Source organism: Amycolatopsis sp. NPDC114503 (genome assembly GCF_055633655.1).
In genome coordinates this window covers 521,087-535,214 of sequence record NZ_JBVKDT010000004.1, presented here as the reverse complement: position 1 = coordinate 535,214, position 14,128 = coordinate 521,087, and the positions used below count along the sequence as shown (strand labels likewise).

Below are 14,128 nucleotides of genomic sequence, written 5' to 3'. Positions count from 1 at the left end.
CGAGATTAGCCGCGGGCAGGACGCGGCTCCACTGGTTTTCCGGCTGGGCGTTGCGGGTTGGGCGAGCACGGCACGCACCCGCCGGTGCCCGCGAGCACTCTGGTGATGACCACGCGGGAGTTCGCGCTGCGCGCCCGGCCAGCGGACGCGCTCGGGATGCGCGAGTAGCCGGTCCGCGTCACCCGACTGCCGCGAGTTCCCCCGGTTCCTCCGCGGCCGCCTGCCGGGCGTAGCGGCGGGCCATCGCCGCGCACACGATCAGCTGGATCTGGTGGAACAGCATCAGCGGCAGCACGATCAGGCCGACCTCGGCGTGCCCGAACAGCACCGTCGCCATCGGGAGGCCGCTCGCGAGGCTCTTCTTCGAACCGCAGAACATGATCGTGATCCGGTCCGCGCGGTCGAATCCGAGCAGCCTCGCGCCGCCGCTGGTCGCGCCGAGCACGGCCGCCAGCAGGACGCAGCAGACGGCGACGAGCACCAGCAGCGGGCCGACGTCCAGCTGGTGCCAGATGCCTTCGGTCATCCCCTCGCTGAACGCGGTGTACACCACCAGCAGGATCGAACCGCGGTCGACGATCTTCAGCGGCGCGGAATGCCGCTGCACCCAGCCGCCGATCCACCGGCGCGCGAGCTGCCCGGCGACGAACGGCACCAGCAGCTGCAGCACGATGTCCAGCACCGCCGAACCGCTCACGCCCGGGCCGTCGGTGGCCAGCAGCAGCGCGACGAGCACCGGCGTCAGCACGATGCCGAGCAGGTTGGACAGCGACGCGCTGCAGATCGCCGCCGCGACGTTGCCCTTCGCGATCGAGGTGAAGGCGATCGACGACTGGACGGTCGAGGGCAACAGGCAGAGGAACAGCACACCGGTGTAGAGCGGCGACGTCAGCAGCCCGGGGGAGAGGAACGACGCGGCGAGCCCCAGCAGCGGGAAAAGCACGAAAGTGGCGCAGAGCACCGTGACGTGCAACCGCCAGTGCCGCATCCCCTCGACCGCTTCCTGGCTGGAAAGCCTTGCGCCGTAAAGGAAGAACAGCATCCCGACCGCGATCTTCGTCGCGACGCCGAACCCGGTCGCGACCGCGCCGGACGCAGGCAGCAGCGAGGCGATGCCTACGGTGACGAGGATCAGGGCGATGAAGGGGTCGATCCGCAGCTTGGCGAGCAAGGCCGAGACGGGGCGGGCGAACGAAGCGAGCACGGTGGATCTCCTTTCCCTGCCATTCTCTCGTCGGCGGCGGTCATTCGGAACCCCGATGACCGTACTGACTGCCATTGAGAAACCCGATAAGATGTGACGCATGCTGGATCCCCGGTTGTGCCGTTCTTTCCTTGCTGTGGCGGAAACTCGCAGCTTCACCGCGGCGGCGAGGCGAGTGGGTGTGGGGCAGCCCACCATCAGCCAGCACATCCGGCGGCTCGAATCCGAGGCGGGCGGATTGCTGTTCGCCCGGGACACGCACGCGGTCGACCTGACCGCGCGCGGGCAGGCGATGCTCGGGTTCGCGCAGACCATTGTGGACACCGAGGACCGCGCCGCCCGGCATTTCCGCGGCGCGCAGGTGCGCGGCCGGGTGCGGTTCGGCGTGTCCGAGGACTTCGCGCTCGGCGAGCTGCCGGAAATCCTGCGGCGGCTGCGGGAAAGCCATCCGCTGGTGGACGTCGAACTGCACGTGGAACTGTCCGATGTGCTCGCCCGCCGGATCGCCGACGGACGCCTCGACCTGGTGCTCGGCAAACGCCGCCCGGGCGCGCCCGGCCCGGGACGGCTGCTGCGCCGGGAACCGCTGGTGTGGATCGGCTCGGCGGCGACGGACCTCGCCCCGGGCCATCCGGTGCCGCTGGTGCAGTACCCGATGCCGTCGGTCACCCGGCAGCTCGCGGTGGAAACGCTGGAACGCGCGGGCCTGGAATGGCGGGCGGCCTGCCTGACGTCCAGCCTGACCGGCCTGCGCGCGGCGGCGGCCGCCGGGCTGGGGATCACGGTGCACGCGCGGAGCCTGGTGCCGTCGGATCTGGTCGAATTGCCTGCTGAGCTCGGCCTTCCGGACCCGGGTGACGTCGATTTCATCCTGCTGTCGAGGGACGGCAGCGAGGGGCCGGCGGCGGCACTGGCGGAGTTCGTGGTGGCGCGGATCGGGTCAGCGGCGTCGTCTTTCGAGGGCTGAGCGGAGCCGCAGCAGCGCGCGGTGCTGCGCCACCCGAACCGCTCCCGGCGTCGAGCTGACCGCTTCAGCCGCTTCCTCCGCGGACAGCCCGACGACAACCCGCAGCAGCACAATCTCCCGCTGTCGTTCCGGCAACAGCTGCAGCAACCGAGCCAGCTGCCGATTCAGCTCGGCCCGCAACGCCCGTTCCTCCGGCCCGTCGGCGAGATCGACCGCCTCCGGCAACTCGGCCATCGCCTCGGTCCGGTTCCGCGCGTGCGCCCGATGCGCGTCAGCCACCTTGTGCTGCGCGATCCCGTAAACGAAAGCAAGGAACGGCCGCCCCTGGTGCCGATAGCCGGGCAGCGCGGTCAGCAGCGCCAGGCAGACCTCCTGCGCCACGTCATCCGCCGAGGAATATGCGTCTGCCCCGCCAAGCCGCGCACGGCAGTAGCGCACGATCAGCGGCTGCACGGCGGCGAGCAGATCCTGCGCCGCGTCCGGATCGCCGTCGACCGCGGCGCGCACCGGGCCGTCGAAGCCGAATCGGGCGGCCGGGACCCGTGGTGCGGCCAAGGCGGTCGCCTCGGTTTTCACCCGGGTCAACGCTTCTTCGACGTCCAGCGCCGAGCGCAGCGCGCCGACCAGTGCGGCGTCGGCTTCGCGCAGTGCGGTCATCAGGGCCTCCTCGCGCCCGGCCAGGCCGAGCCGGTACTTCAGCCGTTCCCGGGCATGTCGCAGGTTCGAGCGGACTGTGGTGCCCGCCATGCCGAGCGCCGAGGCGATCGCGGCGGGCGAGAACCCGTCGAGCGACCAGGTCAGCACCGTGCGCTGGGTTTCCGGCAGCGTCGAGAGCAGTTCGACGCCCCGCGCGTTCCGCTCCACGACCGCGGCCAGCCGGTCGCCCGGCGGATCCTCGGACGGGGCTCCGCCGTCGAACCATGTCTGCTCTTCGGCGAGCCGGACGGCGGTCAGCCGCACCGCCACGCGCGGGTCGCCCGGCGGCGGCCACGTCCCGGTTTCCTGGACGAACGCCTCCACCGCTACCTCGCGCGCGGTGCCCGGCCCGAGCCCGCCCGCGCACAGGAACGCCACGAGGCGAGGGAAATCGCCCCGGAAGAAGCCGTCGAACCCCGCCACGCGCACCCCCTCCCGAACCCGGACCCTGTCGAACAGGTGCGGTGACGCGCCCGTGGGATGTAACGATCCGGTCACGGAAATGTGGTTAAGGGCGGGGCTGGCGGGTACCTGAGTCGGACGGGCACCTCGAGAGCCGACGCGGCGGAAGGGGGAAACGGTGCACGGAAAAGGAAAAGCCGGACTCTTCGAGGCCTCCGGGCGGCGGCCGGGGGAGCCGTAGCACGCCCGGGCGGCAACCGCGTCCGCGATGTGAGCTGAATCGAAATTTCCCGCGCGGACGGTGATCGGTGGTAACTTGGAAAGCCGGTCGTCCGCCGGGTCCTTCGCGGCCCGGGGCGCTTCGGCCGAAAAGCCCACCGAACACCCTCCGAAGGCATGGCGTGCCCGTGCGCGCGGAGAAGTCGGTTGACCACGGTTCGACAATGAGGACAGGAGGTGAAAAGCAACAATGGAACTCACGGCCACCAGCTGGCTCGCCCGCGCGGCGTGCCAGGACGAGGACCCGGAACTGTTCTTCCCGATTTCCGACATGGGTCCGGGGGCGCAGCAGGTCGCGAAGGCCAAGGCGGTCTGCGCGCGATGCCCGGTCCGCGCGGAATGCCTTTCCTATGCTCTCGACAACGGTCTCGGCAACGGGATCTTCGGGGGAACTACCGAGGTTGAGCGCCGGAAGCTGGTGCGAACCGGCTCCGCCGCCGCACAGCATCGAGTCGCCTGACCGCGAGCCGGTGACCATTTCCCGGCGGCGAGGGCGCTAGCAGTTTCCCCCACCACGACCGGCGCGAAGCCCGGAACTCGGTGGTACCGCCCGGGCGGTGATCGCATACCAGCGATCACCGCCCGGGCGTTTTGCTGCTCAGGCGAGAAGCAAGCGGACACGGTCCGCCGCCGATCTGCTTGCGGCGACCGGTTTCCGCGGCCGTCGGATCAGCGACGATCGGCGCGGTTTTATTCGAACGTTTCGGCGAGTCCGTACGGCGCCAATGCGGCGGTTTCGAACGCGGCCATCGCCGTGACCAGTCCGTTTCGGACGGTGAGCACGGAGACGCCGAATGCGCGATAAACGGATTCGCCCGGCCGGCGCAGATATCCGGCGACAGCGGGCTGCCGGTTCGCGCGCACCGGCACCATCCGGAAACTGCCCCGGTAGAACGGCGACTGAGGATCGAAACTCGGCCTGAGCGCGCCGAGAATCCGATCGCGACTGTCGAACCACAACGAGTACGGCGGCATCACCGCACGCGCGTCCTCGCTCAGCACGGCGGCGACGGCCTGCACGTCTGCCGATTCGTAGGCGGCGATGAACTTCCGCAGCAGCGCCGTTTCCTCGGCGGTCGTGCTGTCCGGAGCGGACCATTCGGCGCGCCGCGCGGGCAGCTTGGCGCGCAAGGTCTCGCGGCCTCGCTGCAGCGCGCTGTTCGCCGAGGCCACCGAGGTGTCCAGCAGTTCGGCAGTGTCCTTTGCGGACCAATCGAGCACGTCGCGCAGGATCAGCGCGGCGCGCTGCCGCGGCGGCAGCCACTGGACAGCGGCGAGGAACGCCAGTTCGATGGTTTCCCGTTCGACGACCGCGGCACCGGTGTCGTCCGGTGCCGCGGCGTCGAGCAGCAGGTCGGGAAACGGGCTGAGCCACGGCACGTCGAGCGCGGAGATCTCGCACGCCGGGTCGGCCGCCGGACCGAGTGCGTCCGGCAGCGTGCGACGCGGCCGCCGGGCGAGCGCGTCGAGGCAGACGTTCGTGGCGATCCGGTACAGCCACGTCCGCACGCTCGCCCGCCCGGCGAAGCCGGAACGGCCTTTCCAGGCCCGGAGAAACGCCTCCTGCGTGAGATCCTCGGCCTCCTCGAACGAACCGCTCATCCGGTAGCAGTGCACGCGGATCTCGCGCCGGTGCCGCTCGAGCAGGGCGCCGAACTCCTCGTCGCTGGTCACCCGGGCAACGGTAGCTCAGGCGCTCTCGTCCGCCAGCCGTTCCAGGCCGCTCTTCGTCTTGAGCGGCACGTGCTTCAGGAACGCGACCGCGACCACCACGAGCAGCGCGATCGGCGCGCTGATCAGGAACAGATCGCTCGTCGCGACCCCGTAAGCGTCCCGGATCACCGACACGACCGGGGCGGGCAGCCGCGCCAGGTCGGGCACCTTCCCGCCGCCGCCGCCCGCGGACGCGGCCGGGCCGAGCCCGTCGGCGACGAGCGTGCCGACCCGGCTGGCCAGCACCGCGCCGAGCGCGCTCACGCCGATCGACCCGCCGAGGCTGCGGAAGAACGACAGCGTCGAGGTCGCCGCGCCCAGATCGGCGGCGGGCACGTCGTTTTGCGTCACCAGTACCAGGTTCTGGTTCAGCATGCCCACGCCGACGCCGAGCACCAGCATGAACAGGCTCAGCTCCAGCAGCGAGGCGTGCGCGTCGATCAGCCCGAGCAGGCCGAGCCCCGCGGCCATCAGCACCGCGCCGAGCAGCAGGAACGGCTTCCACTTGCCGGTGCGGCTGATCAGCTGGCCGGACACGGTGGACGAAACCAGCAGCCCGAAGATCATCGGCAGGCTCATCAGCCCGGCCACCGTCGGCGATTTGCCGAGCGCCAGCTGGAAATACTGGGACAGGAACACGGTGCCGCCGAACATCGCGACACCGACCAGGAAGCTCGCGACGGTGGCGAGCGTGACCGTGCGGTTGCGGAACAGCGCCAGCGGCACGACCGGCTCGCGCACCTTCGACTCCACCCACACCGCGAGGACCAGCACGAGCACGCCGGCGGGCACGAGCACGGCGGTCTGCCAGGAACCCCACTCGAAGCTCGAGCCTGCCAGCGACGACCACACCAGCAGCGTCGAGACGCCGAGCATGATCAGGAACGCGCCGAGGTAGTCGACGTGCACTTCCCTGCGCAGCGTCGGCAGGTCCAAAGTGCGCTGCAGCAACAGGATCGCCGCGATCGCGAACGGAACCCCGAGGAAGAAGCACCAGCGCCAGCCGAGCCACGAGGTGTCCACGAGCACGCCGCCGATCAGCGGGCCCGCGACCGTGCCGACGGCGAAGACCGCGCCGAAGACGCCGGAGAACTTGCCCAGTTCGCGCGGCGAAACGATGGCCGCCATGATCACCTGGGCGAGTGCGGTGAGCCCGCCGCCGCCGATGCCCTGCGCGATCCGGCTGAGGATCAGGACGTCGATGTTCTGCGCGAACCCGGCCACCAGCGAGCCGACGACGAACAGCCCGAGCGAGAGCTGGATCAGCAGTTTCTTGTTGTACAGGTCGGAAAGCTTGCCCCAGAGCGGGACGGTCGCGGTCATCGCGAGCAGTTCGGTGGTGACGACCCAGGTGTAGGACGACTGGCTGCCGCCCAGCTCGGACACGATCCGCGGCAGGGCGTTCGCGACCACAGTGGACGCGAGGATGGCGACGAAAATGCCCATCATCAGGCCGGACATCGCCTGCAGCACTTGCCGGTGGCTCATCGCCGCGGGCGCGGGCGATTCCGCGGTGGACACGGACATGACAGTCCTTTCCGGACTACGAAGGGGTTCAGCGAGGGTCGGGCAGGCCGGCGGCGGCGGTGGCCGCGGCCTCGTCGAAGATCTCGAGCAGCGACTGGGCCCCGTTCCGGGCGGCCCAGCGGCTGAGCGCGGCGTTGAGCACTCCGCCCGCCACCGCGAGCAGCAGCGAGGGGAACAGGTCGTTCTCCGCGTCGGTGCCGCTGCGCCGGGCGATCGCGGCGATCATCGGGTCGCGCGAGGCGGAGTTGAGCACCGTCGCGCGGATCAGCAGCGACGGATCGCCGCGGATGATGCGCAACCGGGTCAGCCATTCGTCGCGGTCCCGCTCGAAATCGGCGAGGTCCTCCCGGACGGTCGCGATGAACGCCGGAAAGGCGTCGATCCCTTCCGGCTGCGCGACGAACCGCGCGATCGTCTGCTCGGCCCGCTCCGCGTGGTCGGCGTACGCGAGCAGCACGGCGTCCTCTTTGGCCGCGAAGTAGTTGAAGAACGTGCGCGCGGACACGCCCGCCTCCGCGGCGATGTCGTCGACCGTGACCTGGTCCAGACCACGCTCGTCGATCAGCCGGAGCGCCGCGAGAGCGATGGTGCGGTGGGTTTCGAGCTTCTTGCGCTCGCGAAGGCCGGGAGGGGTCACTAGGTCAGCGTAGTGAGATCTTGCAGAGTCTGCAAAGTTGCAGTTTGTGAAGCAGAGCACTTCACGGCGGGCGCCTGGCCGTTGCCGCTTGGCCTGCTCGGAAGCGACAGAAGCCTTGCTGGCGTCGATCACCGTGGGTGGCGACGAGACTCCCTGCTGTCCGCTGCCAGGCGCGAGACGATCACGTCGAGGGCCGCCGCCGGCGGGCCCAGCCGGTCTGCTGCGGGGCGGGCTGGCAGACTCACCCACCGTGAGCGGAACGGTGCTGGTACTAGGCGGACGCAGCGAAATCGGAGCGGCGGTGGCCGTCCGGCTGGCGCGCGGGGGTGCGAAGCGGTTCGTGCTCGCCGCACGGCCGGGTGCGGACCTCGTGGAGCAGGCAGCCGCCCTGCGCGAGGCGGGCGCGGAGACTGTCGCGACCGAGGACTTCGACGCCGACGACCTCTCCGCGCACCGCCCGCTGCTCGACCGGGTCATCAAGGAACACGGCCCGCTCGAGACCGTCGTGCTGGCCTTCGGCATTCTCGGCGACCAGGCCCGCGCGGAAACCGACGCGGCGCACGCCACCGCGATCGTGCACACCGATTACGTCGCCCAGGTGTCGGTGCTCACTCACACGGCGGAACTCTTGCGCGCTCAGGGTTCCGGAAACCTGGTCGTCTTCTCGTCGGTCGCCGGGATTCGCGTGCGGCGGGCGAATTACGTGTACGGCTCGGCGAAAGCGGGGCTCGACGGGTTCGCTTCGGGACTGTCCGACGCGCTGCACGGCACCGGCGTGCACCTGCTGCTCGTGCGTCCGGGCTTCGTGATCGGCCGGATGACCGAAGGAATGTCGCCCGCGCCGTTCTCCAGCACCGCTGATCAGGTCGCCGACGCGACTGTCGCCGCCTTGCGCCGCGGTCGTGAAGCGGTGTGGGTGCCGGGGGTGTTGCGCTTGGTGTTCGCGGCGATGCGGTTCGTGCCGCGCGCGGTGTGGCGGCGGATGCCGCGCTGAACTCCCTGTGCCCGAAGGGATACCGGCTGTCGCGGCGCATTCGGCCGAACGGGCAGCATCACATCTTCGCGACAGGTTTCTCAGGCTATTCCCAGCTAACGCGGTGATCCTCGAATGCGGGGGGGCGAAATCCGTCCCCGGGGAAGCGAGGAACCGGCCGTGCTGATCACGTCCCGGGGCCGCCGGATCGGCGGCCGTGCGGTGCTGGGGGTCGTGTCCACCCTGGTGCTGGGCGCCACCGGATTCGCGTGGTCGCAATTGCACCGGCTGGACACCAGCCTCGTCACCGCCGATGTCATCGCGCCCTCGGCGCAGGTTCCGGACACTTCGGCCGGGGAACCGCTCACCGTCGCGCAGAACATCTTGTTGGCAGGTCTCGATTCCCGCACCAAACCGGACGGGACGCCGCTGCCGCAGAGCGTGCTCGACGCGCTGCACGCGGGCGGAGGAGACGACGGCGGCAACACCACCGACACGATGATCGTGGTGCACGTCCCGGTCGGCGGGGCGGCGGCCACCGCGATCTCGATCCCGCGCGATTCCTATGTGGACATTCCGGGTTACGGCAAGCACAAGATCAATTCAGCGTACAGCCGTGCCCGCGCGGATCAGCGGGGAAAGCTTGCCCAGCAAGGAATGAGCGGCCCGCAGCTGGAGGTGGCCGCCGACGCCGCCGGTGCGAAGTCGGCGATTGCCGCCGTGCAGCAACTCACCGGGCTCACCATCAATCACTACGCCGCGGTCAATCTCGCGGGGTTCGCCGCGCTGAGCCAAGCGGTCGGCGGGGTGCAGGTGTGCCTGAAGGCTCCGGTGCACGATTCCTTCTCCGGAGCGGATTTCCCCGCCGGTGTGCAGACGATCTCGGGTACGCAAGCGCTCGCCTTCGTGCGGCAGCGGCACGGCTTGCCCAACGGCGACCTGGACCGCATCGCGCGGCAGCAGGCGTTCATGTCGGCGATGGCGAAGACCGTCCTCGGCTCCGGCACCTTCACCGATCCCGCGCGGCTTTCCTCCCTTGTGGACGCTTTGGAGGGGTCGGTCACCCTTGACCACGGCTGGAACCTCTTGAGTTTCGCCGAGCAGCTGCACGGCCTCAGCTCGGGCGCGATCGCGTTCGGCACGATTCCGGTGCAGAGCCTGTCGCTGGCCACCCCGTCCGACGGCGACGCGGTGAAGGTGGATCCGGCGCAGGTGAAGCACTTCGTGCAGACGCAGATCAGCTCGCCGGACGTCTCGGCGTCCGGGGGTGCGGACGATTCGGGCGCGGTCCACCCGTCGTCGAGCGGCGGCGCGGTGCGGCCGATCGCGGAGACCACGACGCCGACTCCTCCGGCGGGCACTCCGGCGCAGCCGAAGATGACGACCGCCAGCGGGTGCGTGAATTAAGCCAGGGGCAGCGTGATGGTGAACGCAGCTCCGCCTTCGGGAGCCGGTCCGGCCGTCAGGGTCCCGCCCATTCGCGTCACCAGCCCGTGTGCCAGCGCCAACCCGATGCCGGATCCCACCGGGCGGCTGTCGCGGTATCGGGAATTGAGGACGCCGCGTTCGAAAGCCACCGGATAGTCCTCCGGCGCGAGCCCCGGGCCGCCGTCTCGGACCGACAGGTGCGCGTGGCCGTCCGCGACAGCCAGCGCGAACACCATCGGCGCACCGGCTGGCGTGACGCGCAAAGCGTTCTCCGCCAGGCCGTCCACGACTTGGTGCAACCGTCGGGCGTCGGCGGTGACCATGGCGGCTTCAGGGGGAGACTGCACGGTCAGCGGGACGTCCGAGCGGGCGCAGCGCAGCTGCCACACCTCCGCGCAGTCCCGGACGAGCGCGGCGAAATCGAAGACATCCAGGTCGAGCCGGAATTCGTCGGCCCCGAGGCGGGCGAGTTCGAGCAGGTCGGACACGAGCCGCTCCAGACGTTGCGCCTCGCGGTGGATCGTCTCACCGGCGCGGCGGGCGTCCGGGCCTTCGGCGACTCCGTCGGCGATCGCTTCGGCGAAACCGGTCACCGCGGTCAGCGGGGTGCGAAGTTCGTGCGACACCGACAGCAGGAATTCCCGTTGCCGGGCTTCGCTGCGGGCCAGCGCGTCGGCGAGTTCGTTCAGCGAGCCCGCGACTTGCGCGACTTCGGCGGGGCCTTCGACCGGCACCCGGACGTCGCGCCGGCCTGCGCTGAGACTGCCCGCGGCGGCTGCGGCGCGGCGGAGCGGGCGGCCGAGCAATCGTCCGGAGACGTATCCGGCGATGGCGGCGACCAAGAGCCCGATGCCCAGGGCTAAAAGGATGTTGCGCAGCAAGGCATGTTGCGTCGCCTCGGCGCTGCGCACCGGCTGCACGAGCGCGAACGCGGCTTGCGGGCCGACCGGGCGCACCTCCACGAGGTAGTCGACATTGCCGATCGCGACCCGCGTCGAATGGTCCTTTCCGGACGTGAGCCCGGCCCGCTCCGCCGCGCGCACCGCGGTCGCCTGGCCGGAATTCTGGCCGTTGTCCCGGTGCACGACGACCTCGATGCCTTGCCCTCGCACGACCGCGGCCGCCTTGCCGATCGCGAGCCGGTTGCCGATCCCGGTGCCGTCGAGCTGCCCGGCGACGACGTCCGCCTGATCCCGCAACGACTGCTGCAGCACCGAATCCGCGGTGTTGCGGACCAATCGGGACGCGACCAGCCCGGCCACCAGCACCGCGATTCCGGCGACGGCAAGGCACACCACGGTGATCCGGAGCGCGAGCGTGGTTTTCATCCGGCGTCCGCCGCGTACCCGATGCCCCGGACTGTCCGGATAGGACTGTCGTCGCCGAGTTTCGCCCGCAACTGCGCGACATGCACGTCGACAGTGCGGGTTCCGGCCGCGGCGGCGTAACCCCAGACCGCGCTGAGCAATTGATCTCGCGACAGGACTTGGCCGGGGTGTCGCAGCAGGTGGGCGAGCAGATCGAATTCGGTGGAGGTGAGCGTGATCTCGGCCTCGCCCGCCCAAGCGCGACGGCCGGGCACGTCGATGCGCACGCCGCCGCAAGCGAGTGTCGTGGACGGACTGCCGGACGCTCGGCGCAGCACAGTCCGTACGCGGGCGGCGAGTTCGCGAGGGCTGAACGGTTTGGTGAGATAATCGTCCGCGCCGATTTCCAGGCCCAGCAAGCGATCCAGCTCGTCGTCGCGGGCCGTCACGAACAGCACCGGCGTCCAGTCGCCCGCCGCGCGCAGCGCCCGGCAGATCTCGATGCCGTCCATTCCGGACAGTCCGATGTCGAGCACCACCGCGACCGGCCGCAACCGCCGGATCGCCGCGAGCGCCTTCGCGCCGTCCGGCTCGACCTCCACCCCGAACCCGTCGCGCCGCAGGTAAAGCGCGGCGAGCTCGGCGATCGCGGTCTCGTCCTCCACGACGAGGACGAGACCGCGGCCAGCTGACCCCATGCGGGCTCCCGTTCCTCCGGCCGGCTACGTCGGGGGAAACGGTACGCGCGTCACCGCGACCCGTCGCCGGCCATGTCGGACTGGATCGAGTCCAGCGTGGACTGGATGCTGCTCAGATCGCCGTTCGGCGCCGCCCTCGACGACGGCGCCGAACCGTTGTCGCACGCCGCGCAGCCGAGCCCGACGACGACAGCCGCGGCAGCGACCGCGATCAGCCGCTTCACTTGGGCACCTGGCAATGCGCGGCGGCGAACGCGTCCAGCTGCTTCGTCGCGGTGGCCAGCTCGCCGATCCGGCTCTGCCGCTTGTCCGCGCGCTTCTGCAGCCGGTCGGCCTGTGCGGTGTGCCCCTTGGTGCGGGCGTCGTTCGCGCGCGCCTTGAGGTTCGCGACCGACCCGGAGACCTCCGGTCCGCCGTTGATCCGGTTGGTCAGGTTCTCGGCCTGTTTGTGCAGTTTAGGCACCCAGGCCGTGCACATCTGCTGCACTTCCTGCGGGCTCAGCGTGACCGGGGCCGGAGCCGGAGCCTGCGTGTCCGCGCTGGCGATCGGCGCGGCCACGAGCAGTCCGGCCGCGATCCCGCAGCCCGCCAGTGCCAGCCGCCTCGTTCCTTGCATCGTTCTCGTCCTCCCGTGTCGGTGTTCCCGGTGACCACCGTCGCGCGCGGGTGTACGAGCGGTGTGGGGCGAATGTTCGGGTTCGGTAAAGCCTGCTGACCCGGGGGAGTGTTACTCTCTTGCGGAGAGTGAGGAGGCCGCCGTGCTGGGAAATCCGTACGACCGCGACTGCCCGACCCGCCAGCTGCTCGACCGGATCGGCGACCAGTGGACGGTGCTGATCGTCGGAGCCCTGGTGGACGGCCCGCTGCGGTTCACCGAGATCGGCAAGCGCGTCGAGGGCATCTCGCAGAAGGTCCTGACGCAGACCCTGCGCAGCCTGGTCCGCGACGGCATCCTGATCCGCACCGCGTACCCGGTGATCCCGCCGAAGGTCGAGTACGAGCTGACCCAGCTGGGCCGCAACCTCGCCGAACCGCTGGAACTGCTGGACCGCTGGGCGCGCCGGAACATGGACCAGGTGACGGCCGCCCGCGCGGCTTACGACGCGGAGAACGCCGCTACCGCTTCTTGAGCGACGCCTCTTGCCCGTGCTTTTTCAGGGAGTCGAGACCGGTCAACGGAAAAGACGGAAGAACCCGCGCACCTGCTCGATCAGCGACTCCGGCTGCTCCAGCGCGGCGAAGTGGCCGCCACGCGGCAGTTCCTCGAACCAGCGCAGATCGGTAAACCGCAGCTCGGCCTCCCGCCGCGACGGGCGGGTGATGTCGCGCGGGTAGACCGACAGCCCGGACGGCGCGGTCACCTTGTCCCGGAAGCCGGCGAAGCTCTCCCAGTACAGGCGCGCCGACGACGCGGCCGACGCGGTGAACCAATAGGCCGAGATCTCGTCGAGGATCTTCTGCCGCGGCAACGCGTCCTCGGGGCGGCCATTGTTGTCTGTCCAGGCCCAGAACTTCTCGGCGATCCAGGCGGCCTGGCCCGCCGGGGAGTCGGTGAGGGCGTAGCCGAGGGTCTGCGGCCGGGTCGACTGGAGCGCCGAGTACCCCCGGCCGGTGCGCTGCATCTCCTTCTCGGCCTCGAGGTTCGCCCGCTCCGCGGGCGTCGGGTCGGCGAACGCGCCCGCTGCCACGGACCCCAGGTTCAGGTGGACGCCGGCGACCCGCTCGGGCGCCACCTCGCCCAGCGCGCCGGACACCGCCGAACCCCAGTCGCCGCCCTGCGCGCCGTATCGGTGATATCCCAGCGAAACCATCAACGTGTCCCAGGCACGCGCGATCCGCGTGACGCCCCACCCGGTCGTCGACGGCTTGTCGCTCCAGCCGTACCCGGGCAACGACGGCGCGACCACGTGGAACGCGTCCGCCCGATCCCCGCCGTGCGCGCGCGGATCGGTCAGCGGGCCGAGGACGTCCAGGAACTCCAGCACCGAACCCGGCCACCCGTGCGTGAGCACGAGCGGGAACGCGTCCGGCTCCGGCGACCGGACGTGCAGGAAGTGAATGCCCAGCCCGTCGATGGTGTCGCGGTACTGGGGAAAGGCGTTCAGCCGCTCGGCGAACCCGAAGTCGTAGTCCTCGGCCCAGCTGCGGCACAGCTCCCGCGCGTAAGCCAGCGGCAACCCCTGCGACCAGTCGTCCACCGGCTCGGGCTCGGGCCACCGCGTCCGTCGCAATCGTTCGCGCAGATCCGCGATCTCGGCTTCGGTGATGGTGACCCTGAACGGCTCGGCGGGCATGGC

The 14,128-nt window shown here is 70.4% G+C and carries 15 protein-coding genes and 1 pseudogene; 5 read left to right on the top strand and 11 right to left on the bottom strand.

Features of this window, described 5'->3' with window-relative positions:
- Positions 1–178: 178 nt before the first annotated feature.
- Positions 179–1,204 carry a bile acid:sodium symporter family protein gene (locus ACZ7OI_RS19630; RefSeq protein WP_470265614.1) on the bottom strand — a complete coding sequence of 342 codons (1,026 nt, stop codon included), beginning with the start codon at positions 1,202–1,204 and terminating at the stop codon, positions 179–181.
- 100 nt (positions 1,205–1,304) lie between these two features.
- Here ACZ7OI_RS19630 and ACZ7OI_RS19625 point away from each other — a divergent pair, with 100 nt between their 5' ends.
- Positions 1,305–2,171, top strand: a complete 867-nt coding sequence (locus tag ACZ7OI_RS19625) for a LysR substrate-binding domain-containing protein (protein WP_470265613.1) — start codon at positions 1,305–1,307, stop codon at positions 2,169–2,171.
- Here the strand turns inward: ACZ7OI_RS19625 and shbA are convergent.
- Together shbA and ACZ7OI_RS19615 are read right to left on the bottom strand one after the other, a co-directional pair.
- Positions 2,145–2,828, bottom strand: a complete 684-nt coding sequence (shbA, locus tag ACZ7OI_RS19620) for an RNA polymerase sigma factor ShbA (protein WP_470265991.1) — start codon at positions 2,826–2,828, stop codon at positions 2,145–2,147. The genes ACZ7OI_RS19625 and shbA overlap by 27 nt on opposite strands.
- Before the next feature lie 51 nt (positions 2,829–2,879).
- Positions 2,880–3,821: pseudogene (locus ACZ7OI_RS19615) on the bottom strand (RNA polymerase sigma factor); the annotation flags it as partial.
- On the opposite strand from ACZ7OI_RS19615, the gene ACZ7OI_RS19610 reads away from it, so the two are divergent.
- On the top strand, positions 3,739–4,008 hold the full coding sequence (locus tag ACZ7OI_RS19610; protein ID WP_470233724.1) for a WhiB family transcriptional regulator: 270 nt from the start codon (positions 3,739–3,741) through the stop codon (positions 4,006–4,008). The pseudogene ACZ7OI_RS19615 and the gene ACZ7OI_RS19610 overlap by 83 nt on opposite strands.
- 230 nt (positions 4,009–4,238) lie before the next feature.
- On the opposite strand, the gene ACZ7OI_RS19605 is transcribed toward ACZ7OI_RS19610, so the two are convergent.
- From ACZ7OI_RS19605 to ACZ7OI_RS19595, 3 genes are read right to left on the bottom strand one after another with little or no spacing between them, the layout of a single operon-like run.
- Entirely contained in the window at positions 4,239–5,222 is a 984-nt protein-coding gene (locus ACZ7OI_RS19605) for an RNA polymerase subunit sigma-70 (RefSeq protein ID WP_470265612.1), read from the bottom strand.
- A 15-nt stretch (positions 5,223–5,237) separates the two neighbouring features.
- A complete protein-coding gene (locus tag ACZ7OI_RS19600; RefSeq protein ID WP_470265611.1) occupies positions 5,238–6,788 on the bottom strand; it encodes an MDR family MFS transporter in 1,551 nt (516 codons plus the stop codon).
- Between the two features lie 28 nt (positions 6,789–6,816).
- Positions 6,817–7,425, bottom strand: a complete 609-nt coding sequence (locus tag ACZ7OI_RS19595) for a TetR/AcrR family transcriptional regulator (protein WP_470265610.1) — start codon at positions 7,423–7,425, stop codon at positions 6,817–6,819.
- A 250-nt stretch (positions 7,426–7,675) separates the two neighbouring features.
- Between ACZ7OI_RS19595 and ACZ7OI_RS19590 the strand changes: the two genes are divergently transcribed.
- The gene (locus tag ACZ7OI_RS19590; RefSeq protein WP_470265609.1) at positions 7,676–8,419 is read left to right on the top strand and encodes an SDR family NAD(P)-dependent oxidoreductase; all 744 of its coding nucleotides are present in this window, start codon (positions 7,676–7,678) and stop codon (positions 8,417–8,419) included.
- 159 nt (positions 8,420–8,578) lie between these two features.
- Positions 8,579–9,805, top strand: a complete 1,227-nt coding sequence (locus ACZ7OI_RS19585) for an LCP family protein (RefSeq protein WP_470265608.1) — start codon at positions 8,579–8,581, stop codon at positions 9,803–9,805.
- Here the strand turns inward: ACZ7OI_RS19585 and ACZ7OI_RS19580 are convergent.
- Genes ACZ7OI_RS19580 through ACZ7OI_RS19565 form a run of 4 tightly spaced genes read right to left on the bottom strand, consistent with a single transcriptional unit; the run spans position 9,802 to position 12,447 of the window.
- Entirely contained in the window at positions 9,802–11,154 is a 1,353-nt protein-coding gene (locus ACZ7OI_RS19580) for a sensor histidine kinase (RefSeq protein ID WP_470265607.1), read from the bottom strand. The genes ACZ7OI_RS19585 and ACZ7OI_RS19580 overlap by 4 nt on opposite strands.
- Positions 11,151–11,831 (bottom strand): winged helix-turn-helix domain-containing protein, encoded by a 681-nt coding sequence (locus ACZ7OI_RS19575; protein WP_370935846.1) that lies wholly within the window; start codon positions 11,829–11,831, stop codon positions 11,151–11,153. Before ACZ7OI_RS19575 ends, ACZ7OI_RS19580 begins: the two co-directional genes overlap by 4 nt.
- Positions 11,832–11,881: 50 nt before the next feature.
- Positions 11,882–12,055, bottom strand: a complete 174-nt coding sequence (locus ACZ7OI_RS19570) for a hypothetical protein (protein ID WP_470265606.1) — start codon at positions 12,053–12,055, stop codon at positions 11,882–11,884.
- Positions 12,052–12,447 (bottom strand): hypothetical protein, encoded by a 396-nt coding sequence (locus ACZ7OI_RS19565; protein WP_470265605.1) that lies wholly within the window; start codon positions 12,445–12,447, stop codon positions 12,052–12,054. Before ACZ7OI_RS19565 ends, ACZ7OI_RS19570 begins: the two co-directional genes overlap by 4 nt.
- A 142-nt stretch (positions 12,448–12,589) precedes the next feature.
- On the opposite strand from ACZ7OI_RS19565, the gene ACZ7OI_RS19560 reads away from it, so the two are divergent.
- Complete coding sequence (locus tag ACZ7OI_RS19560) at positions 12,590–12,961, top strand: winged helix-turn-helix transcriptional regulator (RefSeq protein ID WP_344284560.1); 372 nt, start codon at positions 12,590–12,592, stop codon at positions 12,959–12,961.
- A gap of 42 nt (positions 12,962–13,003) precedes the next feature.
- Here the strand turns inward: ACZ7OI_RS19560 and ACZ7OI_RS19555 are convergent, their stop codons facing one another.
- Positions 13,004–14,125 (bottom strand): epoxide hydrolase family protein, encoded by a 1,122-nt coding sequence (locus tag ACZ7OI_RS19555; protein ID WP_470265604.1) that lies wholly within the window; start codon positions 14,123–14,125, stop codon positions 13,004–13,006.
- Positions 14,126–14,128: the final 3 nt, after the last annotated feature.